Annotated in this window: 20 protein-coding genes, 1 pseudogene and 1 riboswitch; of the genes and pseudogenes, 8 read left to right on the plus strand and 13 right to left on the minus strand. The window is 65.6% G+C overall.

Annotated features, from left to right (window positions below; genetic code table 11):
• Positions 1 to 2 precede the first annotated feature (2 nt).
• From FJ953_RS03805 to cbiE, 5 genes are read right to left on the minus strand one after another with little or no spacing between them, the layout of a single operon-like run.
• Positions 3 to 1316 carry a cobyrinate a,c-diamide synthase gene (locus FJ953_RS03805; protein ID WP_140623185.1) on the minus strand — a complete coding sequence of 438 codons (1314 nt, stop codon included), beginning with the start codon at positions 1314 to 1316 and terminating at the stop codon, positions 3 to 5.
• Complete coding sequence (gene cobA, locus FJ953_RS03810; protein WP_140495562.1) at positions 1313 to 2131, minus strand: uroporphyrinogen-III C-methyltransferase; 819 nt, start codon at positions 2129 to 2131, stop codon at positions 1313 to 1315. The genes FJ953_RS03805 and cobA overlap by 4 nt, the downstream gene beginning before the upstream one ends.
• The gene (gene cobM, locus FJ953_RS03815; RefSeq protein WP_140623186.1) at positions 2128 to 2892 is read right to left on the minus strand and encodes a precorrin-4 C(11)-methyltransferase; all 765 of its coding nucleotides are present in this window, start codon (positions 2890 to 2892) and stop codon (positions 2128 to 2130) included. Before cobM ends, cobA begins: the two co-directional genes overlap by 4 nt.
• Entirely contained in the window at positions 2889 to 3275 is a 387-nt protein-coding gene (locus tag FJ953_RS03820) for a cobalamin biosynthesis protein (RefSeq protein WP_140623188.1), read from the minus strand. The genes cobM and FJ953_RS03820 overlap by 4 nt, the downstream gene beginning before the upstream one ends.
• Complete coding sequence (gene cbiE, locus FJ953_RS03825; protein WP_140623190.1) at positions 3272 to 4507, minus strand: precorrin-6y C5,15-methyltransferase (decarboxylating) subunit CbiE; 1236 nt, start codon at positions 4505 to 4507, stop codon at positions 3272 to 3274. Before cbiE ends, FJ953_RS03820 begins: the two co-directional genes overlap by 4 nt.
• A gap of 1 nt (position 4508) precedes the next feature.
• Between cbiE and FJ953_RS03830 the strand changes: the two genes are divergently transcribed.
• Entirely contained in the window at positions 4509 to 5270 is a 762-nt protein-coding gene (locus tag FJ953_RS03830) for a cobalt-precorrin-6A reductase (RefSeq protein ID WP_140623192.1), read from the plus strand.
• Here the strand turns inward: FJ953_RS03830 and FJ953_RS03835 are convergent.
• The 8 genes and pseudogenes from FJ953_RS03835 to FJ953_RS03870 all read right to left on the minus strand — a co-directional run bounded on the left by FJ953_RS03835 (position 5234) and on the right by FJ953_RS03870 (position 15586).
• Entirely contained in the window at positions 5234 to 5998 is a 765-nt protein-coding gene (locus FJ953_RS03835) for a precorrin-3B C(17)-methyltransferase (RefSeq protein WP_140495567.1), read from the minus strand. The genes FJ953_RS03830 and FJ953_RS03835 overlap by 37 nt on opposite strands.
• Entirely contained in the window at positions 5995 to 6765 is a 771-nt protein-coding gene (locus FJ953_RS03840; protein WP_140521148.1) for a precorrin-2 C(20)-methyltransferase, read from the minus strand. Before FJ953_RS03840 ends, FJ953_RS03835 begins: the two co-directional genes overlap by 4 nt.
• Positions 6762 to 7394, minus strand: coding sequence for a precorrin-8X methylmutase (locus tag FJ953_RS03845; protein WP_140495569.1), 633 nt, complete (start codon positions 7392 to 7394; stop codon positions 6762 to 6764). Before FJ953_RS03845 ends, FJ953_RS03840 begins: the two co-directional genes overlap by 4 nt.
• Positions 7318 to 8878 (minus strand): annotated as a pseudogene (gene cobG / locus FJ953_RS03850) (precorrin-3B synthase). The gene FJ953_RS03845 and the pseudogene cobG overlap by 77 nt, the downstream one beginning before the upstream one ends.
• A complete protein-coding gene (locus tag FJ953_RS03855; RefSeq protein WP_140623196.1) occupies positions 8875 to 12618 on the minus strand; it encodes a cobaltochelatase subunit CobN in 3744 nt (1247 codons plus the stop codon). Before FJ953_RS03855 ends, cobG begins: the two are co-directional and overlap by 4 nt.
• 16 nt (positions 12619 to 12634) lie before the next feature.
• A complete protein-coding gene (gene cobW / locus FJ953_RS03860; RefSeq protein ID WP_140623198.1) occupies positions 12635 to 13684 on the minus strand; it encodes a cobalamin biosynthesis protein CobW in 1050 nt (349 codons plus the stop codon).
• 2 nt (positions 13685 to 13686) lie between these two features.
• A complete protein-coding gene (locus tag FJ953_RS03865; RefSeq protein WP_140623200.1) occupies positions 13687 to 14115 on the minus strand; it encodes a DUF1636 family protein in 429 nt (142 codons plus the stop codon).
• A 37-nt stretch (positions 14116 to 14152) separates the two neighbouring features.
• Positions 14153 to 14357, minus strand: a riboswitch (cobalamin riboswitch).
• Positions 14358 to 14386: 29 nt separating this feature from the next.
• On the minus strand, positions 14387 to 15586 hold the full coding sequence (locus tag FJ953_RS03870) for a winged helix-turn-helix domain-containing protein (RefSeq protein WP_140623202.1): 1200 nt from the start codon (positions 15584 to 15586) through the stop codon (positions 14387 to 14389).
• Positions 15587 to 15919: 333 nt separating this feature from the next.
• On the opposite strand from FJ953_RS03870, the gene FJ953_RS03875 reads away from it, so the two are divergent.
• The 7 genes from FJ953_RS03875 (at position 15920) to FJ953_RS03905 (ending at position 22019) form a co-directional block, all read left to right on the plus strand.
• Positions 15920 to 16285, plus strand: a complete 366-nt coding sequence (locus FJ953_RS03875) for an NADH-quinone oxidoreductase subunit A (protein ID WP_140495575.1) — start codon at positions 15920 to 15922, stop codon at positions 16283 to 16285.
• The gene (locus FJ953_RS03880; protein ID WP_140495576.1) at positions 16276 to 16857 is read left to right on the plus strand and encodes an NADH-quinone oxidoreductase subunit B; all 582 of its coding nucleotides are present in this window, start codon (positions 16276 to 16278) and stop codon (positions 16855 to 16857) included. Before FJ953_RS03875 ends, FJ953_RS03880 begins: the two co-directional genes overlap by 10 nt.
• Before the next feature lie 4 nt (positions 16858 to 16861).
• On the plus strand, positions 16862 to 17464 hold the full coding sequence (locus FJ953_RS03885) for an NADH-quinone oxidoreductase subunit C (RefSeq protein WP_140495577.1): 603 nt from the start codon (positions 16862 to 16864) through the stop codon (positions 17462 to 17464).
• Positions 17464 to 18654, plus strand: coding sequence for an NADH-quinone oxidoreductase subunit D (locus FJ953_RS03890; protein ID WP_140495578.1), 1191 nt, complete (start codon positions 17464 to 17466; stop codon positions 18652 to 18654). Before FJ953_RS03885 ends, FJ953_RS03890 begins: the two co-directional genes overlap by 1 nt.
• Complete coding sequence (locus FJ953_RS03895) at positions 18655 to 19932, plus strand: NADH-quinone oxidoreductase subunit E (protein ID WP_140623204.1); 1278 nt, start codon at positions 18655 to 18657, stop codon at positions 19930 to 19932.
• A 10-nt stretch (positions 19933 to 19942) separates the two neighbouring features.
• Positions 19943 to 21247 (plus strand): NADH-quinone oxidoreductase subunit NuoF, encoded by a 1305-nt coding sequence (gene nuoF, locus FJ953_RS03900; RefSeq protein WP_140521143.1) that lies wholly within the window; start codon positions 19943 to 19945, stop codon positions 21245 to 21247.
• 76 nt (positions 21248 to 21323) lie between these two features.
• Complete coding sequence (locus FJ953_RS03905; protein ID WP_140623206.1) at positions 21324 to 22019, plus strand: NADH-ubiquinone dehydrogenase; 696 nt, start codon at positions 21324 to 21326, stop codon at positions 22017 to 22019.
• Positions 22020 to 22071 lie beyond the last annotated feature (52 nt).

Below are 22071 nucleotides of genomic sequence, written 5' to 3' on the forward strand. Positions count from 1 at the left end.
CCTCAGCCCCTTGCGATGGCATGGAAGAAGGTGCCGCTGACCTGGCCGCGCCGGTAGCCCGAGGCGCCGATCGGATTGCCTTGCCCGTCGGCGAGGTCGGCCAGGGGCTCGTCATCGCCGGCCGCCGTCATCTGCGCATAATGGAATTCGTGCCCGCGGATCAGCGCGCCCCGCGGGCCGAGCGGACAGTCGGCGCGCAGCCGCGCTTCGCGATAGCCGAGGTTCATCTTGCGCCTGGCGAAGCTGGTTGAATGGCTGAGCAGGCCGAGCATTTTGTGCGTTTCGCCAGATGCATCTTCCAGAGCTTCGCCAAGCACCATGAAGCCACCGCACTCACCATGGATGGGCTTCGTCCCGGCGAACCTTGCCGTTCCTTTCCGAAAATTCGCAGCGGCGGCGAGACGGCCGGCGTGAAGCTCGGGATAGCCGCCAGGCAGCCAGCAGACGTCGCAGCTGTCGTCAGGCGCCTCGTCCGCGAGCGGCGAGAACGGAACGATCTCCGCGCCGGCCTTGCGCCAGTAGGCCGCGACGTGCGGATAGAGAAAGGTGAAGGCGGCATCCTCGGCAAGTGCGATGCGCTGGCCGGGCGGCTGCAGCGCATCGTCGAAGCTGCCGGGCTCCGGGGCGAGAGGTGTTGCCAGCGCCATGACGGCGTCGAGGTCGAGCGACTTTTCCGCCATGTCGGCCAACCGGTCGAGATGCGCCATCAGGTCATCATATTCACCGGCCTGGACGAGGCCGAGATGGCGCTCGGGCAAGTTGAGCGTGGGATCGCGCAGGATGGCGCCGACGACCGGCAGGCCGATCGCCTCGATGGCGTCGCCGGACAGCCGGCGATGGCGCTCGCTGCCCAGCCGGTTGAGCACGATGCCCGCCATGCGAACCTCCGGATCGTAGATGGCGAACCCCTTGGCGACGGCCGCTGCCGTGGTCGACTGGCCGGAAACGTCCAGCACCAGCAGCACCGGCAGGCCGTAGAGCCGCGCGAGATCGGCCGCCGAACCGCTGCGGCCCGGCGCGGCCGGAATGCCGTCGAACAGGCCCATGGCGCTTTCGAGGATAACAAAATCGGCGTCGTCGGCGGCATTTACGGCCAGTGCGTTGAGCAGCGACGGCGACATCGCCCAGCTGTCAAGATTGACGCCGGACAGGCCGGTGGCGGCGGTGTGGAAGCCGGGATCGATGTAATCGGGGCCAGACTTGGCGCCGCGTACTTTCAGGCCGCGCCGAGTGAGTGCGCGTAAAATGCCGATGGTGACGCTGGTCTTGCCCGAGCCGGAGCGCGGCGCGCCGACGATGATCGCGCGGGCGCTCACGATGCACCCGCCAGCGCCGCGCGCATGGCGACGATGCCGCCGACGACGATCAGCGCCGGTGCGGACAGGCCGGCGGCGGCGGCTTCCTCGGCGATGGTGGCCAGCGTGGCGACGACGATGCGCTCCTGCGGCGTCGTCGCGGCGACGATCACCGCCGCCGGCGTCGATGGCGCCAGCCCGCCGTCGAGCAATGCGGCCGATATCACAGGCAGATTGGCCATGCCCATGTAGACCACGACAGGCTGGCCGGTGCGCGCGATCGCGGCCCAGTCGAGATCGTCATCGGTGCCGGCGGCATGGCCGGTCGCCAGGATTACCGCCTTGTTGATGCCGCGCATGGTCGCGGGGATGCCGGTGGCGGCCAGCGCGCTGAGGCCCGAGGTGAGGCCGGGCAGGACGCGGAACGGGATGTTTTCCCGCGCCAGCGCCAGCGCCTCTTCGCCGCCACGGCCGAAAATATAGGGGTCGCCGCCCTTCAGCCTGACGACGCGGCGGCCCTGGCGCGCCAGCCGGACCAGCAGGGCGGTTATGTCGTCCTGTTTCATCGAGGGTTTTCCGCCGCGCTTGCCGGCAAAGAAAAGCTCGGCGTTTTCGGCAACCGCGACGACGTCCGGGGAGACCAGCGCATCGTAGACCAGCGCATCCGCCTCACTCAGCGCCGCCAGCACTTCCAGCGTCAGGCAGCCGGGATCGCCGGGGCCGGCGCCGGCGAGCCAGACATGGCCGGGCTCAAGCGTCCGCGGCTTGAAGTTCAGCCGGGCAAGCGCCTGTTGGAGCGCGGCGTTCTCGCCCTTATTTTTGGTGCTGTCGCTCACAATCCGTCCCGTCCGCGAAAACGCCGCTGGTAGTGCGCGTCGTACAATGAACTCTCGCCAAAGCCTTCCGCCGCCAGCGAGCGGCCGACGAAGATGATGGCCGTACGCTCCATCGGGTCGGCGGCCAGTTGTGCCTCGATGGTTTCCAGCGTGCCGGTCAGCACGCGCTCGTCCGGCCAGGAGGCACGGAAGACGACCGCCACCGGGCAATCGCGGCCATAGAGCGGCGTCAGCTCGGCGACGATGCGATCGATGGCGTGGATGGCAAGATGAATGGCAAGCGTGGCGCCGGTGCGGCCGAAGCCGGCCAGCGTTTCGCCAGGCGGCATTTTTGAAGCGCGGCCGGAGACGCGGGTCAGCACCAGGCTCTGCGCAACTTCAGGGATGGTCAGTTCGCGCCGCAGAGCAGCCGCCGCGGCAGCGAAAGAGGGAACGCCCGGCGTCAGCGTGTAGGGAATGCCGTGCCTTTCCAGCCGGCGGATCTGTTCGGCAACCGCGCTCCATACCGACAGGTCACCGGAATGCAGCCGCGCGACATCATGGCCGGCCTTGTGGGCGGCCAGATATTCGGCCTCGATCTCGTCGAGCGACATCGGCGCGGTGTCGATCAGCGTCGTTCCCGGGGCGCAATGCTGCAGCAATTCGGGCGCCACGATCGAGCCGGCATGGAGGCAGACCGGGCAGCTTGCCAGCAGCCGCGCGCCGCGCAGGGTAATGAGGTCGGCGGCGCCCGGACCGGCGCCGATGAAATGCACGGTCATGCCGCGTCTCCGCTGATGGCAATGGCGCAGGTGACCGGGCCGAGTACGATGCGTGGTCCCAGCAGCCTGGCGCCTTCGCCGGCGACGGCCAGCGCCGATGCTTCGGACACCGATGCTGTGCCGGCCAGATCCTGCGAGAGGCTGGAGTTGCTGAGCGCCTTCGTCGACGCTGCTTTAAGCGCTGCCTCATCGACGACGATGACGGGAAGGTTGAGTGTGCGACCTGCGGCAGCGATCGCCTGTTCATCTTTCTTGAGCATGGCGGTGGCGAGCGACGAGAGCGCCGTCATCGCCAGCCCGTGCGCTTCGAGCGCGGTTTCTATCGCGGCAAGCACGTCCTCGACGCTTACACCCTTTCGGCTGCCGATGCCCGCGACCATCATGGCTTGATCCAACTCCATTGGGTAACCGGCATCGCCGGCCGCCAGGCCTGCATCGAACCGACAGGCGCGGCGCGGGATATGGCGATGCGGGTCAGATCGCCCCCGAGCTCGGTATGACGGGCAAGAAGCAGCGTCTCCATTTCCAGCGTCACCGCATTGGCAACGAGGCGGCCGCCGGTGCGCAGCGCCTTGATGGCGGCGGCCAGCACGCCGGCGTCGCTGCCGCCGCCGCCAATGAAAATCGCGTCTGGCGTATCGAGCCTTGCAAGCGCCTTGGGTGCGCTGCCTTCGACTACGATGAGTCCGGGAACGCCGCAGGCAGCAGCGTTGTGGCCGATGCGGGCGGCGCGGATCGGGTCGGCTTCGATGGCAACAGTGCGCATCGAAGGGTGGGTGAGCATCCATTCGATGCCGATGGAACCGGAGCCGGCGCCAATATCCCACAGCAGTTCGCCGCGCCTCGGCGCCAGCGCCGACAGCGTGATGGCGCGGATCTCATGCTTGGTGATCTGGCCGTCATGGTCGAACAGATGATCGGCGAGGCCTGATGTCAAAGGCAGGATACGCGCATCCGGACCAGATTGAATTTCGAGCGCCAGCACATTGAGCGGATTGATGGTTTCGAGGTTGAAGGCATCGGCCCGGGCCGTGCGCAGGTTCTCGTTCGGCCCGCCCAATGCCTCCAGGATCGTCAGCCGCGAGGCGCCGAAATCAAGCTCGGTGAGCAGGCGGGCGATCGCCGCCGGTGCATCGGCATCGGATGTCAGGGCCAGGATGCGTGCGTTGGGTTGCAGCAATGGCCGGATCAGGTCGATGGGGCGGCCATGCAGCGAGACGGTTTCGATGTCCTGCAGCGCCCAGCCAAGGCGAGCGGCCGCCAGCGAAATGGCCGACGGCGCGGGAATGACATGCATCTCCCGCGGCATGACCTTGCGGGCGAGGGTGACGCCGACGCCGTGGAAAAAGGGATCGCCGGAGGCAAGAACGCAAACGCGCTTGCCGGCGAGCGACAGCACGTCGTGCATCTTGGCATCGAAGGGAACCGGCCATGGGCGCGGATCGCCCTTGGCGAATGATGAGACGAGCGCCAGATGCCGCTTGCCGCCAAAGATGATTTCAGCGTCGGCGATCCGCTGCTTGGCCTCGTCGCCGAGACCGGCTACACCGTCCTCGCCTATGCCAACGATGGTGAGCCATTTTTGGTTGGCGCCGCGTAGACTCTTAGCAGGCATGATGACCCACCGCATTCTGATCCTCGGCGGAACCACCGAAGCCCGGCAACTGGCTGGAAAACTGGCAGCCGGTTACTCGGTGATGCTGTCGCTGGCGGGCCGCACCGAAAGCCCGGTGACGCAGGGCGTGCCGGTACGCAGTGGAGGGTTCGGCGGCGCCGATGGTCTGGCCGCCTATCTCAAGGAGACAAGCATCGAGCTGCTGATCGACGCCACGCATCCCTACGCGGCGCGAATTTCCGCCAATGCGGCGCAGGCCGCGCGCATGGCTGGGGTGCCGATCGTCGCTCTGCGCCGTCCCGGCTGGGAGCCTGTCGAGGGCGATCGCTGGACGCAGGTCTATACGACAGGCGATGCCGTGCAGGCGCTTGGACCGGCGCCGCGCCGTGTATTCCTGGCTCTCGGCCGGCAGGAGGTCGCGGCTTTCGAAGCCGCGCCCCAGCACCACTATCTCATCCGCAGCGTCGATCCGGTCGAGCCGAAGCTGGCAGTGCCCAATGCCACCTATCTCCTGGCGCGCGGGCCGTTTCGCGAGGCGGAGGAACGCACGCTGCTCCAGCGGCACGGCATCGACATCGTTGTATCCAAGGACAGCGGCGGCGCGGCGACTTATGGCAAGATCGCCGCGGCGCGGGCGCTTGGCCTCGACGTCGTCATGGTGCGCAGGCCTGTGCTGCCGGAGATCCCTTCGGCTGCGACCGTCGATCAGCTTGCCGACATGGTCGATCATCTTGTCGAGCCTGCCGCAGAGCGCGGCGTGTAGACCAGCGCCGGCCTGTTACCGCGCCTGATGATCCGGGTTTCCGGCGAACCGATGATGATGCAGGTTGCCATGTCCGCCTTGTCGGCATCGGCATCCGCCAGCAGGAACACCTCGATGCGCTCATCGGGCCGGCCTGCGGCACGGCCGAATATAACGGGCGTGGTGCCCGGCAGAATGGCCTTCAGACATTCGAAGGCGCGGCCAAGCTGCCAGGGGCGCGCCTTGCTGATGGGATTGTAAAGCGCGATGACGAAGCCGGCGCCGGCGGCCGCCAGCAGGCGCAGTTCGACCAAGTCCCATGGCTTCAGATTGTCGGACAGCGAGATGGCGCAGAAATCATGGCCGAGCGGTGCCCCGATGCGGGCAGCGACAGCGAGCATGGCGGTGACGCCAGGCACGATTGCGAGGTCGATGGCGCGCCATTCGGAGGGGCCGGCTTCGATCGCCTCGCAGACGGCCGCCGCCATGGCGAAGACGCCTGGATCGCCCCCGGAGACGACGGCGACATTGTGACCTTCGGCCGCCTTCGCCAGCGCCTCGTTGGAGCGGGCAAGCTCTTCGCGATTGTCGGAGGCGATGCGGGTCTGGTCCGGGCGCAATTCCAGCCGGTCGAGATAGGGCTTGTAGCCGTAGAAGAAGCTTGCCTCGGCGACGGCGTGGCTCGCCTGCGGCGTCACCTGATCGGCGTTGCCAGGTCCGAGCCCGATGACAGTGAGGCGGCCGCTCATGCGCCACCCGCCGACGCGACAGGGCGTCCGGACCAGCCGGCGACGAGCACAATGGCGAAATAGGGCGCCTTGTCGTCCGGCTTGTCGGTGAGCCGCATCGAGACGCTGCCCGGCATGGTGCCGCGCTCGACATAGACGGCGCGTGTCAGCTTGCCGGTGGCCTCCAGCGCCCGCCGGATTTTGGGCAGGTTGCGGCCGACCTTCATGATGACGGCGGCATCGGTGTCGGCGAGGCGCCGGGTCAGTTCGAACTCGCTCATCGTGCCCGGCAGCACGGTCAGCACGTCGTCGCCCTGAACGATCGGCAGGCCGGTCGCCGACCAGCAGCCCGACATGGCGGTAACGCCGGGAATGACCTCGGTCGGAAAACGATGGGCGAGGCGCACATGCAGATGCATGTAGGAGCCATAGAAGAGCGGATCGCCTTCCGACAGCACGGCGACCATCCTACCGGCATCCAGATGACCGGCAACGGTCTCGGCGGACTCCTCGTAGAAGGCCGATATCTGCGCGCGGTAATCGTCGTGATCCTTGTCGATCTCCGTGGTCACGGGATAGAGCAACGGCAGCTCCAGCATGTCGGGCCGGAAGCGCGTCTCGACGATGGCGCGCGCATTGCTGTTGTTGCCGCGCTTGGCGAAATACGCCACCACATCGGCCTCGGCCAGCGCACGCGCGGCCTTCAGCGTCAACAGTTCCGGGTCGCCGGGACCGGTACCGACGCCGACCAGGCGGCCCCTCGAGCCGGTTTTGGGGAGCGCGTTCACAGGCCGGGCCTCGCGAGAGAATTGAGGGCTGCCGCGGTCATGGCGCTGCCGCCAAGCCTGCCGCGCACGATTGCATAGGGTACGCCGTAGGAATTCTGCGCCAGCGCGTCCTTCGATTCGGCGGCACCAACGAAGCCCACCGGCATGCCGATGATGGCGGCCGGTTTCGGCGCACCGTCGCGCAGCTTCTCCAGAAGATAGAAGAGTGCGGTCGGCGCATTGCCGATGGCCACCACCGAACCGGCGATGCGCTCGCCCCACAGGTCGATCGCGGCGGCAGAACGTGTGTTGCCGATCGTCCTGGCGATTTCATGCGTGCGCGGGTCGCGCAAGGTGCAGATCACCTCGTTGCCGGCAGGCAGACGGGCGCGGGTGACGCCGTGCGAGACCATTTCGGCGTCGCAGAAGATCGGCGCGCCGGCGGCAAGCGCGGCCCGTGCGGCGGAAACGAAATCGCTGGAGAAGACAAAATTCTTGGCGGCTTCCACTTGGCCGCAGGCATGGATCATGCGGACCGCGACATCGGCCTCTGCTTCGGAAAAGCGCGCGAGATCAGCCTCGGCGCGGATGATGGCAAAGGAGCGTTCGTAGATCGCCGTGCCGTCGTGGATGTAGTCGTAGGCGACCATTGTCATTCCTGTCGATAAGCCTCTGCGATGCCGGCCGGCCCCAGCCTCGTCAGGCAGGCGGCGGCGGTCTCGCCCTGATAGCGTGCGCTGCGGATTGCCGCCGCGACGCGGCCGATGCCGCGCGCGGCGTCATAGCCCGGCCTGTAACCGGCAGGAAGGGCCTTTGCCGTCGCGTTCACGACAAGTCCGGCTCCATTTTCGCCGCCGACCACGGTCAGCGCCGCTGGGCCGGGATGCGCGCAACCCTTGGCGCAGCCAGAAACATGCAAGGTGAAGTCAAGACTATCGGCGTTTTCGGTGGCGATCGCCTCGGCAATGTCGCGCGTGGCGATGCGACCCGAGGCGCAAGCCGGCGCGCCGGGACAAGCAGCGATGCGCGTGCGCGGGTCGGTGGGGGCGGTGACGAAGCCGAGGGTGGCGGCTGTTTGCTGGAGGGAAGGATTGGCGGCTGGTGGCTGGCCGAGGAAGAGCAGGGCGCGGCCCGGGGCGAGGCGGATTTCCGACGTCCCGAGGGTGAGAGCGCTTTGAGCGAGGGCGATGAGCCTTTCGGCGGGCATGCTGCCGTAGGGGAGACCGATGCCGAGGGCGTGGCCAGTGTTCAAGTCGAAAACGCCAATCGGCGAGCGAGGGTGCTCTACGGCGCCCCCCTCTGTCCTGCCGGACATCTCCCCCACAAGGGGGGAGATTGGCGGTTCGGGCGCCGGCTCTCCTTCTGCATCCGAGGAAATTGGCAAAGGCGAGCGTAAATAAGCAATCTCCCCCCTTGTGGGGGAGATGTCCGGCAGGACAGAGGGGGGCGCCATAGAATGCCAACTTGCGAGAGACGCTATTTGCCTCTCCGATAAATCCCGTGTGTGCGCTTCGCGGCCTTTTTCAGCCACCATCCTGAGCGCTGCGACGGCTATGTCTCTAGCGGCATGCGCGTTGACCTTTGTCAACACTTTCGCACTCCGCCCGTCACCGGCAACCGACACCCGCCAGCGGATTCCCGCCTCGGTGCTCACCGCCTTCAGCCGCACGTCGGCCGTCACAGCATCCATCGTCAGTTGCCCGCCACCGTCGACAACGACCGAAACCTTCGGCCCGAGCCGCTGCGACAGCCCGGCGTCCTCGACCGCTTCCCTGATCCGATCAGCCAGCGGCCTGGGGTCGACGATCTCCTGCGGATCGATGCCGGCCAGTGGTCCGGTCTCCACTGGTACGCCAGTGCGGACCACAATGCCCAGCGCATCGACTTCCTTCGCCAGCAGGGTTGCACTTTGCGTGGTCAATCCGCGTATTTGCAAGCTGCCGCGCGCTGTCACTTCCATGATGCCGTTGCCGTGCCGCAGGGCGGATTCTGCCAGCCCGATCAGAAGCTTCGGCGACAATCCGCCAGAAGATGGGCCTCCGGCGACCGGGTTGAGCCGCACCAGCAGGCCGTCGCCGGTCTGCATCGGCGCCGAAAGGGCCGGGCAGGCGCCGCGGCGGGAGTAGGCGTTCATGCCGCCAACTCCCGTGCCTCGGCAATCAGTGCCGCGAGGTCGTCGTCGATCGAATTGCGCAAGGGATGCCAGAGGCCCCGCCGTCGCGCCGACAGGAGGCGTTCGGCAATGGCTTTTGCGGCGGCCGGGTTTTCGCGCAGGATGAAGGCGCGGACGTCCGCATCGCCGAGATAGGCATCGTGCACGGCGTCTATCAGCGCGCCCGGTATGGCCTGCGTGGTTTCGGCGAAGCCAACCAGCCGGTCGACGGTTTCGGCGAATTCCGAGGCGCCGCGCGGGCCGTGGCGCATCTGGCCCGCTATGAAGCGGGCGTTGACAGCGCGGGCGCGCACGACGCGCGTCACAGCCTCACTAAGTGAACGCGGCTTCGGCCTCTGCGGGTCCGTCGTGTCCAGCACGATAACGTCGGCATTCCTGCCAAGCGCTGCAAGGGCGGCCGAAAAGCCGCCGATAAAGGCGACATCGGCGGAGCCTTCGAGGATGTCGCGGCCGGGATCGTCGCCGGTGTGGACGAGAAGATCGGCCTCGGCGATGCGGTTCTCGAAAGCGCCGGGCGCGGCGATCCCTTCACCGCCGGCGCCGCCATAGGCATGCGATGTGGCATCGAGATAGGCGCGGCCGATTTCCTCGCGCGCCGCCCAGTCGCCGCTCGACAGGATTTCCTCGACGCCAGCGCCGTAAGTGCCAGGCGAGGTGCCAAAGATGCGCGGGCTGATCTTGCCCTCGGCGCGGGTCCTTGCGGCGAGCGGATTTTCCGAATCGTCCTCGTCGCGCGCGGCAACGGCGTTGGCAGCGGCATCGATCAGCGCGATCTGGGTCGGGAACATGTCGCGGAACAGGCCCGATATGCGCCAGGTGACGTCGACGCGCGGGTGGCCAAGCGCTGCCGGCGCCAACACCTCGATGCCGGTGACGCGGCCTGTGGCGGCATCCCATTGCGGGCGGCAGCCCATCAGCGAAAGCCCCTGCGCGATCTCCTCGCCGCCGGTGCGCAAAGACGCCGAACCCCAGAGGTCGATGATCAGCGAGCGCGGCCAGTCGCCATGCGATTGCATATAGGCGCGCACCACTTCCTCGGCGGCAGCCTTGCCGATGTCGTAAGCCGTCGGCGTCGGCATGGCGCGCGGGTCCGACGTGAACAGGTTGCGGCCGGTGGGCAGAACGTCGGAACGCCCGCGCGCGGGCGCGCCGGCCGGGCCCGCGGTGACATGACGACCGTCGAGCGCGGCAAGAAGGGCGGCCTTTTCGGCCTCGGCGCTTTGCCGGCGCATAAGGTCGGGCTCTTCGTCGGGCGCGCGGCCGTAGACATGCAGCCCATCCTTGATAGCGAAATCCTTCAGGTCGCAGAGCCAGGCATCGATGCGGCGCAGGGCCTCGTCCGGCGCGTCGGTGCGGGCAACGCCGGCCTCCGCGGCGAGGCCCGTCGTCTGCGCGGTTTCGACGATCAGACTGGCCAGACGGTCGCGGCGGCGGCGGTCGAGACCGTCAGCCTGGGCGTATTCGTCGACCAGCCGTTCGAGCCTGTGCTGGTTCTTGTCCAATCCGGCGCCGGTGAGCGGCGGCGGCAGATGGCCGAGCGTGACGGCGGCGATCCGCCGCTTCGCCTGCGCCGCCTCGCCGGGATTGGAGACGATAAAGGGATAGATGACGGGCAGGGGACCGGTGACGATCTCGGGGAAGCAGCTTTGCGAAAGCGCAACCGTCTTGCCCGGCAGCCATTCCAGCGTGCCATGCGCGCCAACATGGATGAGCGCATGGACGCCGAGCAATTTGCGCAGCCACAGGCCGAAGGCGAGCAATGCATGGCGCGGCGGCAGCGTCGGGTCGTGATAGTCGGCGCGGCGGTCGGCCGAGCGGCCGCGATCGGGGGCGAGGGCCACGGTGATGTTGCCGAAGGTCGCGGCGCGGAAGGGGAATTTGGCGGCGGACAGCGCTTGAACACCCCCCTCTGTCCTGCCGGACATCTCCCCCGCAAGGGGGGAGATTGGCAGTTTAGACGCTGGAGCTACTCTTGCAACGTTGGAGATTGGCGAAGACAGAGATGACGGCGTAATCTCCCCCCTTGCGGGGGAGATGTCCGGCAGGACAGAGGGGGGTGCCTCGCGCAAACCTGTCTCGCCTTCGGCTTTGCCCCAAGCTGCTTCTACGGCAGCAATTGCTGCGCCCGGCAATTCCGTTGAGAAGGCAAGGTACTCATCCAACTCCAACCCAGCCTTGCTGCGCTCCAGCGCATCCAGCAACGCACGCGACGTTTGGGGAATTCCCTCAACTACATAGCCCTGTTCCTGGAGGTCGTGCAGCATCGCCAGCACGCTGGATGGCACATCCAACCCGACCGCATAGCCGGTGCGGCCGGGAGCGCTCGGGTAATCGGGGATCAGAATGGCGACCTTGCGCTCGGCGCGCGGCGTTTCCCGAAGCCTGATGAAGGCCGCGACCCGGTCCGCCACCTGTTCGACGCGATCGGGCTCCGGCCGGTTGGCAAAGGCGCGGTGGCCGAGCGCCGGGTCGGTCTCGCTTTCGCCCTTGAACGAAACGGCGCCGGCGAGGATGCGGCCGTCCAGTTCGGGCAGAACGACATGCATGGCGAGGTCGGCGGGCGCCAGCCCGCGCTGGTTCTTCTCCCATACGTCGCGGCGGGTGGTGGCGACGATGACCTGGAAGACGGGAACCCCGGCGCGGTCGAACAGGGTTTCGACGCCGGGTTCGGCGCCGGACGCGAAAGCGGTCGCGGTGATGATGGCGGCGGGCTTGAGCTGGGCAATCGCGGTTTCAACAAACGCCAGGGATGCCGGGTCTTTCAGGCTGGAGACGAAGATGGGGACGGGGAGCATGTCGCGCTGCCGTAGCGCCTCGAAAAGCGCGTCGATCGGCGCGACATCGGCGGCGAGCAGCATCGAGCGGTAGAAGAGGACGGGAATGGTGCGAGCATTGATGTTGTCAACGTCGAGTCCCGTCACACCCCCCTCTGTCCTGCCGGACATCTCCCCCGCAAGGGGGGAGATTGCCCCGTCATCGATGCTCTTGCCCCTTTCAGATGGTGCAAACACATCCTTTTCTGACGCAACAAAAGAGGAGCCGGCTTTGATGACAGCCGATCTCCCCCCTTGCGGAGGAGATGTCCTGCCGGACAGAGGGGGGTGTGAAGGATCGTCAACATTCGATAAGTCCGGCTTCTCCACGACTCCGCGCCCCGGCTCATAAAACCCGGCTTTCGGCACGCTAACCGGTTCGGCAAATTCGGCATCAGACCCCGCCAACCGCGCCAGCCTGCGCACCAGCGCGCTCATATTGGCCGGGCCGCCCTGGCGGAAATAATTGAGCAGCCCGTCCAGTTCCTCGCGCGGCAGCGTCGAGGCTTCGATCAGCCTGATATCCTCGTCGTGGCTTTCACCGGGAAGCAGTGCCAGCTTTATGCCGCGCTCACGGGCAACCACGGCCAACTGGTCGCAGCCGTAGCGCCACCACTCGTAACCGCCGAGAATACGCACCAGAATGACTTTGGCGTGACGGGCGACGCTGTCGATCCAGAGGTCGACGGACATGGGGTGGCGCAGGTCGCGCAGCGCGGCCAGCCGCATCGTGGGCAGCCGATCGGCGTCGCCTTTCCAGGCCGCTGCCAGTCCGGCCAGGTCGCTGTCCGTGAAGGACAGCGCCACCATTTCCGCCGGCGTCTGCCGCAGATCGACCGGCTCGGCGAGATCGTCGAGCGAGGCGGATGTGGTGGTGAGGATGTGCATCGCGGTCGGTGTTGCCTCAGCCGGCGAGGATATGCTCGATCGCCGGGCGGTTCAGCCCCTTGAGGCCGATGACGACCAGGCGCGAGCGGCGGTCGTCGTCAGCCGTCCAAGCGCGGTCATAATAATGATTGACGCGCGGACCGACCGCCTGCAGCAACAGCCGCATCGGCTTGCCGCCGACCTCGACGAAGCCTTTCACCCGCAGCACGTTCTCCTGTTCGGCGGCGGTGGCGACGCGCTTTGCCAGGTCGTCCGGGTTGGCGATCGAGGGGATGTCGACGATGAACGTATCGAAGTCGTCGTGCTCGTGGTCGAAGGCGCCGTCATGATGGGACTTGCGGTTCTCGATGTCGTCCTCGACGGCGAGGCCTAGCCCGAGCAGCACGGACGGATCGACCTTGCCATGAGCCGTCGGCACGACCTTCACGGCGCGGGCGGAGTGTTCGCCAATGATGGCGTTGGCGCGAGCCGAACCTGCGGCATCCATCAGGTCGCTCTTCGACAGGATGATGAGGTCGGCGCAGGCGATCTGGTCCTCGAACACCTCCTCGACGGGGTCGTCGTGGTCCAGTGTCTGGTCCTGCGCGCGTTGCGCCTGCAGGGCGTCCATGTCGTTGGCGACGCGCCCCTCGGCCAATGCCGGACCGTCGACCACGGCGATCACGCCGTCGACTGTCACCCGGCTCTTCACCGTCGGCCACTGGAAGGCCTGGACCAGCGGCTTGGGCAGAGCCAAACCCGAGGTTTCGATCAGGATGTGGTCGACCTTCGGCGTCAGCGACAGGATCTGGTCGAGCGCCGGGACGAAATCGTCGGCGACGGTGCAGCAGATGCAGCCATTGGCCAGTTCGACGATGTTTTCCTCCGGGCAGGTGTCGATGCCGCAGCCCTTGAGGATCTCGCCGTCGATGCCGATGTCGCCGAATTCGTTGACGATGATGGCGATACGCCTGCCGCCCGCGTTTTCCAGGAGATGGCGGACCAGCGTGGTCTTGCCGGCACCCAGGAAGCCGGTGACGACGGTACAGGGGACGCGGGAGAGAGTGGCGGAAACTGCGGCGGTCATGATCAGTCCTTCAGCATGTCGAGGGGAGGAATGCGGGCGACGAGACCGCGCTTGAGGGAATCCGGACGGCCGCGCCACGGAATGAGGCCGTTGGTCGAAGCGGCGAAGAGTTTCGCGCCGGTGACGAGATCGGCGCCGCTGGCGATGTTCAGGTCGCCGAAGACATAACTCCAGCAGCCGTCGCGAAGAATCGCGGCACTGAGACGGCGCTTGCAGTTGCCGAGGCATTCGACGGTGCGGACACGGACATTGTCGGCCGTTGCGGCTTGGCGCGTATCTTGAGCCAAAACTTCGCCGGCGCGGGGATGGGCATCGGAACCGGTCTCGTCGCGGCAGGAAGCGCAGATGATGACAGTGACGCCGGCCAAGGCGTCGCTGTCGCCAGACAAAATGTCCGCTGTTTCAGCCGGGAAACTGCTGTCGCGTTCCAAATCGGGCTCCTTGCCCGGAAAACCCGCCGGGCGATCGGATTCTTATGTCTCAGACGGCAGGTCTCCTGGCTCGCGGGTCATCGCCTTCGTGCCGCCTTCCCGGGACCGTCCCAGTGGTTTTCGGCCTTGGCTCGTCGCTTACAGTTGCGGGGACAGCCGCGGATTTGAAATCGAGATTTCGCACCGCATTCCCTCTTGGCTCCTCCCTTTGCCGAGAGGAGACCGTCTGGAATGGATTTAGGCTCTTGCAGGCGGCGGTGTCAACGCGCGTCTACGACACGGCAATGTCGGCGAGCGGCTGCCCAAGGTCGCCGGCGGGCGTAACCTCGATCCGTTCGAGGCCGAGCCAGCCCTGCATCTGCGTCAATTCCTGGAAGAGTTGGGCGGCGGTTTCAGGCGGCGCGCCGGGCTCGGCATAGGCCGCGTAGACGCGTAGCACGCTGGCCGGCCGGTCGGCCTTGAGGTCGACGCGCGCCACGATCCTGTCGCCGAGCAGGAACGGCAGGACGTAATAGCCGTATTGCCGCTTTTCGGCAGGGGTGTAGATTTCTATGCGGTAGTGGAAATCGAACAGCCGCTCCGTGCGCGAGCGCTCGAAAACGACCGGATCGAACGGCGCCAGCAAGGCGCGGGCCTCGATTTTTCGTGGAATACGGGCCTCCTTATGGAGGTAAGCCGGTTTGTTCCAGCCCTCGACACGCATCGGCACCAGCTCGCCTGTTTCAACCAGCTCCTCCAGCCGGCCCTTCATGTCGGCCGGCGACAGGCGGAAATAGTCGCGCAGGTCGCTTGCTGTCGCGACGCCATGAGCGCGGGCGGATATCCGCAGCAATTCCCGATGCGCGTCCTCGGCAGACGGCACCGGCAGATCGAGGATCGCCTGCGGCAGTACGCGCTCGGGCAAATCATAGAAGCGTTCGAAGCCACGGCGGTGCGCGGTGGTGATGCGTCCTGCCCAGAACAGCCATTCAAAGGCATGCTTGGCGTGGCTCCAGCCCCACCAGCCGCCGGATCCTTTCTGGCCTTCGAGCGCGGAGGCGGCGATCGGGCCGCGCTCCGCGACCTCGCGGTAGATCTCTTCTATATAGGCGGCGTGCTCGCGGCCCCATTTGGCCAGGCCCAGATACATTTCATCGCCACGCTCGGCGCGCTGCATGCGCCAACGCATCAACGGATAGGTCTCGACCGGCAGGAAGGAAGCCTCGTGCGCCCAGTATTCGAAAACCGTGCGCTTGCGCGTGACGGCGGCGTTGTCGAGCAAGGCGAACGGGTAGGGACCAAGGCGCGAATAGAGCGGCATGTAGTGAGCGCGCACCACCGCGCTGACGGAATCGATCTGCAGCAGGCCGGTACGCGAGAGCACGCGGGCGAAGTGGCGTCGGTCGGGCGTGCCGGCGGGGCGGGGATCAGTGAACCCTTGGGCGGCGAGCGCGATACGCCGGGCCGTGGCAAGCGAGATCTTTTCCTTCATTCGGATGCGACTCTGATGGCTTGTTGAGCGTCGTTCGGACAGTTGATTCCGGCCATGCTAGCAGGGTTTTGGCGGCAACTCTGTCAGGAGAGAAAAGTGGAGTAAAAAGCGAAGGAAATCAAACAGGAGCGGATCGGACCAGTTTCTTCCCTTATGCCGTCCAGGCCAGTGTTTTGAACAAGGTTTGACTTGCTTCGCCGGAAGCGCTGCGCTAACCCTCGCCGCGTTGCAGCAAAGGCCCCTTAAAACGGTTCAGCGGTTAAACTGTCACGCTTCCGCAATAGGGTCTGGTGCTGTAATCAAAATGGATTGGCGCCAACGGAAAGCCGCAGCATGAACGCACTTCTCAGTTCGTACCTGCCCATCGTCCTGTTTATCGCAGTGGCGGCGGCTGTCGGCGTCGCGCTTATCGTGGCGCCGTTCCTGGTGGCCTATCGCAATCCCGACCCGGAAAAGCTTTCCGCCTACGAATGCGGGTTCAACTCGTTCGATGACGCCCGTATGAAGTTCGACATCCGCTTCTACCTGGTGTCGATCCTGTTCATCATCTTCGACCTGGAAGTGGCCTTCCTGTTTCCGTGGGCGGTGTCGTTCTCGAAAATCGGCATGCTCGGTTTCTGGTCGATGATGGTGTTTTTGGCGGTGCTGACCATCGGCTTTGCCTATGAATGGAAAAAAGGAGCGCTCGAATGGGATTGAGCGACAGTTCCGGCACGCTCGTCGCGCCGAAGCCCAAGGGTCTGATCGATCCCAATACCGGCAGGCCGGTTGGGTCCGATGATCCGTTCTTCCTCGAAATCAACAACGAACTCGCCGACAAGGGCTTTCTCGTCACCTCGACCGAGGCGCTGATCACCTGGGCGCGCAGCGGCTCGCTGATGTTCATGACCTTCGGCCTCGCCTGCTGCGCCGTCGAGATGATCCACACCTCGATGCCGCGCTACGATTCGGAGCGGTTCGGTGTTGCTCCTCGCGCGTCTCCGCGCCAGTCCGACATCATGATCGTTGCCGGCACGCTGACCAACAAGATGGCCCCGGCGCTGCGCAAGGTCTACGACCAGATGCCGGAGCCGCGCTACGTCATCTCGATGGGCTCCTGCGCCAATGGCGGCGGCTATTACCACTATTCCTATTCGGTGGTGCGCGGCTGCGACCGCATCGTGCCGGTCGACATCTATGTGCCCGGCTGTCCGCCGAGCGCCGAAGCGCTGCTCTATGGCATTCTTCTGCTCCAGAAGAAGATCCGCCGCACCGGCACGATCGAACGGTAAATCCATGGCCGCATCCCTGAGCGAACTGTCGACCTATCTCGGCGAAAAATTGATTGGCCGCGTCAATGAAGCAGTGTTCGCCTATGGCGAACTCACCATCCATGTCGAACCGCGCGATCTGATCGAAGTGGTGACTTTCCTGCGTGACGATCCGCGCTGCCAATTCATCTCGGTCATCGATGTCTGCGGCGCCGATTATCCGTCGCGGGCCAAGCGCTTCGACGTCGTCTATCACCTGTTGTCGCCGAAGCAGAACGTGCGTATCCGCATCAAGGTGCAGGCCGACGAGGAGACGATGGTGCCGTCGATCACCGGCGTCTATCCCGGCGCCGACTGGTTCGAGCGCGAGACCTACGATCTCTATGGCGTGCTGTTTTCGGGCCACCCCGATCTGCGGCGCATTCTCACCGATTACGGTTTCGACGGTCACCCGCTGCGCAAGGATTTCCCGCTGACCGGCTTCGTCGAGGTGCGTTACGACGACGAAGCCAAGCGCGTCATCTACGAGCCGGTGGAACTGAAGCAGGAATTCCGCAATTTCGATTTTCTGTCCCCATGGGAAGGCACCGATTACGTGCTGCCAGGGGATGAGAAGGCAAAGCAGTAATGGCCGAAACTTCCGTCCGCAATTTTAACATCAACTTCGGACCGCAACACCCTGCCGCGCATGGTGTTTTGAGATTGGTTCTGGAGTTGGACGGCGAAGTGGTCGATCGTGTCGATCCGCATATCGGGCTCTTGCATCGCGGCACCGAAAAGCTGATCGAGCACAAAACCTACCTGCAGGCAGTGCCTTATCTCGACCGGCTCGACTATTGCGCGCCGATGAACCAGGAGCATGCCTTCGCACTGGCCGCCGAGCGCCTGCTCGGCATCGAGGTGCCGAAGCGCGGTCAGCTGATCCGCGTGCTCTACTGCGAGATCGGCCGCATCATGTCGCACATCCTCAATGTGACGACGCAGGCGCTGGACGTCGGCGCGCTGACGCCGCCTCTGTGGGGCTTCGTCGAGCGCGAAAAGCTGATGGTGTTCTATGAGCGCGCCTCGGGTTCGCGCATGCATGCCGCCTATTTCCGTCCGGGCGGCGTTCACCAGGACCTGCCGCAGAAGCTGCTCGAGGACATCGGCAAGTGGATCGATCCGTTCCTGAAGTCGATCGACGACCTCGATCAGTTGCTGACCGGCAATCGCATCTTCAAGCAGCGCAATGTCGATATCGGCACGGTTTCGCTGGCCGACGCCTGGGCCTGGGGCTTTTCCGGCGTCATGGTGCGTGGCTCGGGCGCTGCCTGGGACCTGCGCAGATCGCAGCCCTATGAATGCTATTCGGAGCTCGATTTCGATATTCCGATCGGCAAGAACGGCGACTGTTTCGACCGCTACCTCGTGCGCATGGAAGAGATGCGCCAGTCGGCGAAGATCATGCGCCAGTGCATCGATCTCCTGCTCGGCAAGGAAAGCGCCGGGCCGGTGTCGAACCTCGACGGCAAGGTCGTGCCGCCAAAGCGCCAGGCGATGAAGCGCTCGATGGAAGCGCTGATCCACCACTTCAAGCTCTACACCGAGGGCTACCGCGTGCCGGCCGGCGAGGTCTATGCGGCGGTCGAGGCGCCCAAGGGCGAGTTCGGCGTCTATTTGGTCTCCGACGGCACCAACAAGCCTTATCGCTGCAAGCTGCGCGCGCCCGGTTTCGCGCATCTCCAGGCCATGGATTTCCTGTGCCGCGGTCACATGCTGGCCGACGTCACCGCCGTCCTCGGCTCCCTCGACATCGTGTTTGGTGAGGTCGATCGCTAAATGTCAGTCCGTCGTCTCGCAGAAGCCAGCGTCCAGCCAGCATCCTTCGCCTTCAACCGGGCGAACGCGGCCGCGGCCAAGCAATGGATCAAGAAGTACCCGAAGGGCCGGGAACAGTCTGCGATCATTCCACTGCTGATGCTGGCGCAGGAGCAGGAAGGCTGGGTCACCAAGGCGGCGATCGAGACGATTTCGGACATGCTCGGCATGCCGCGCATCCGCGGGCTCGAGGTCGCGACCTTCTACACGCAGTACCAGCTGAATCCTGTCGGCACGCGGGCGCACATCCAGGTTTGCGGCACCACGCCCTGCATGCTGCGCGGCTCGGAAGCGCTGATGGACGTGTGCCGCTCCAAGATCCACCATGACCAGTTCCACACCAACGACAAGGGAACGCTGTCGTGGGAAGAGGTCGAATGCCTCGGCGCCTGCGTCAACGCGCCGATGGTCATGATCTTCAAGGACACGTTCGAGGACCTGACGGCGGAACGGCTGGCCGAAATCATAGATCTCTACGATGCGGGCAAGGGCGCCTCGGTGACGCCGGGGCCGCAGAACGGCCGCACCGGCTCGGAGCCGGCCGCCGGCCTCACGACGCTGAAGAGCGAGAAGGCGATCCTCAAGTCGACCCGTGACAGGGACGCCAGGGAAGCCGCCAAGGCCGCCAAGGCGGCACCCGACGCGATCATCGCGGCGCCGGTGTCAACGCCGGCCGCCACCCCTGTCGCGCCGTCCAATGCCAGCAAGCCGAAAACCGATGCGGCTGAAACCAGCCCGGCGCTGAAAACGCCGTCGCCGGCCAAGGTCGCGTCGGCAACGGAAAAAGCGGCGAGCGTCGCGGCTCCCCGCCACTCGGCGACAAACGCCAACAAGGCGGCGCCCGAGGTCGAGAAAGTTTTGAAGCCGCGCAGCGGCCCCCTGAACAAGGCTGAGCCGGCTTCCGCGTTCAAGTCGCCGGAAACCAAGCTTCCCGCCAAAGCGGCCAAGCCTTCGTTGGAAGACAAGAACCGGCCGGCCGGCATCGCCAGGCCGGCGCTGGTCGACGATCTCAAGCTGATCTCCGGCGTCGGCCCGAGGACCGAGAGCATCCTGCATTCGCTCGGCATCTTCACCTTCGCCCAGGTTGCGTCTTGGAAGAAGGCCGAACGGGAGTGGGTGGACAGCTATCTCTCCTTCCGCGGCCGCATCGAGCGAGACGACTGGGTCAAGCAGGCCAAGGCGCTCGCCAAGGGCGGCGTCGCCGAATATATCCGCGTCTTCGGCAAGAAGCCGGTCTGAGGGACGAACAATGCTTCAGGACAAAGACCGCATCTTCACCAACATCTACGGCCTCTTCGACAAGTCGCTGGCCGGCGCAATGGCGCGCGGCGCCTGGGACAACACGCCCGGCATCGTCGCCAAGGGGCGCGAGTGGATCGTCAACGAGATGAAGGCGTCGGGCCTGCGCGGCCGCGGCGGCGCCGGTTTCCCGACCGGCTTGAAATGGTCGTTCATGCCCAAGCAGAGTGACGGCCGGCCGAGCTATCTCGTCATCAATGCCGACGAATCCGAGCCCGGTACCTGCAAGGACCGCGACATTCTGCGCAACGATCCGCACACGCTGGTCGAAGGCGCCTTGCTCGCCGGCTTCGCCATGGGCGCGGTCGCGGCCTACATCTATGTGCGCGGCGAGTTCATCCGCGAGCGCGAGGCGCTGCAGCGTGCCATCGACGAGGCCTATGAGGCCAAGCTGATCGGCAAGGGCAACACTTCAGGCTACGATTTCGACGTCTATATGCACCATGGCGCCGGGGCTTATATCTGCGGCGAGGAGACGGCGCTGCTCGAAAGCCTCGAGGGAAAGAAGGGCCAGCCCAGGCTGAAGCCACCATTTCCGGCCAATGTCGGCCTTTATGGCTGCCCGACGACGGTCAACAACGTCGAATCGATCGCTGTGGCGCCGACGATCCTGCGTCGGGGCGCGGCCTGGTTCTCATCCTTCGGCCGGCCCAACAATGTCGGCACCAAGCTGTTCTGCGTCTCCGGCCACGTCAACAATCCGTGCACCGTCGAAGAGGCGATGTCGATCCCGTTCCGCGAGCTGATCGAGACGCATTGCGGCGGCATCCGTGGCGGCTGGGACAATCTTCTGGCGGTCATTCCTGGCGGCGCCTCGGTGCCGCTGGTGCCGGCCGAGCAGATCATCGATACGCCGATGGATTTCGACGCGCTGCGCGACCTCAAATCCGGCCTCGGCACGGCGGCCGTCATCGTCATGGACAAGTCGACCGATGTCGTCAAAGCCATCGCGCGGCTGTCCTACTTCTACAAGCATGAGAGCTGCGGCCAATGCACGCCGTGCCGTGAAGGCACCGGCTGGATGTGGCGGGTGATGGAACGGCTGGTGCGCGGCGAGGCGCAGAAGCGCGAGATCGACATGCTGCTCGACGTGACCAAGCAGGTCGAAGGCCACACGATCTGCGCGCTGGGCGACGCGGCCGCTTGGCCGATCCAGGGCCTGATGCGGCACTTCCGCGGCGAGGTGGAGCGGCGCATCGACGAGTTTTCGCGCAACGCGCACCGGGCCGAGCCGGTGTTGGTGGCGGCGGAATAGAGAAGCATTGAATGGGCGATAGCCCGGAGCGAGAAGAACGGGGCGGGGCGAACGAAGAAACGACCAGGAGAATTCTATGGCGCCGTATTCGACACCCCACCCGTTGATGCCCAATTTGGACCAGATCGAGAAGATGAACCAGGACCTGACCAGGATGATGCCGAAGGAGATGGCCGGCGCCGTCAACCTTCTGGCGCACCCTGTCGCGGGCGCGGCGGCGATGTCGGCTCTGGGACTTGGGCTCGCCAACCATGCTTTCGGCGTCTGGTTGGGCGCGCTGTCGGGCGCAGCCGAGGCGTCGCAACGCCTCATGCAGCCGCTCATCGAGGATTTCGGGGCGCGCGTCGAACAATTCGAGGATGCGAGCCTTTCATCCACCAGAGCGCGGGCGACGGCCAAGACCCTGATTGCGGAGGCGCAGTCCTTCGCGCAGGAAGTCACCGACATTGCCGCCAGGGAGGCCGCCACCACGGTGCCGGCGGCACAGGCGGGGCGGTCAGCGGACGAGCTTTCGGATGTGCTGCTGCCCGAGGATTTCCGGCAGCCCAAGGCTATCGAGAGGCCGGCGAAGCCTTCGGATCTCAAGAAGATATCGGGCATCGGCCCGAAGCTGGAGACGGTGCTCAACGGGCTCGGCATCTGGACGTTCCGCCAGATCGCCGACTGGTCGCCCGAAGAGATCGCCTGGGTCGACGACTACCTGTCGTTCAACGGCCGTATCGTGCGCGACGACTGGATTGCCCAGGCGGCTGTGCTGGCCGCGAAGAAGTGAGTGAAATGCCGGGCGCCGCGTCTGTCGCGCCCGGGAAATGAGATTGCGGGAA

It is taken from the genome of Mesorhizobium sp. B2-3-6, assembly GCF_006442305.1.
Lineage (GTDB): Bacteria > Pseudomonadota > Alphaproteobacteria > Rhizobiales > Rhizobiaceae > Mesorhizobium.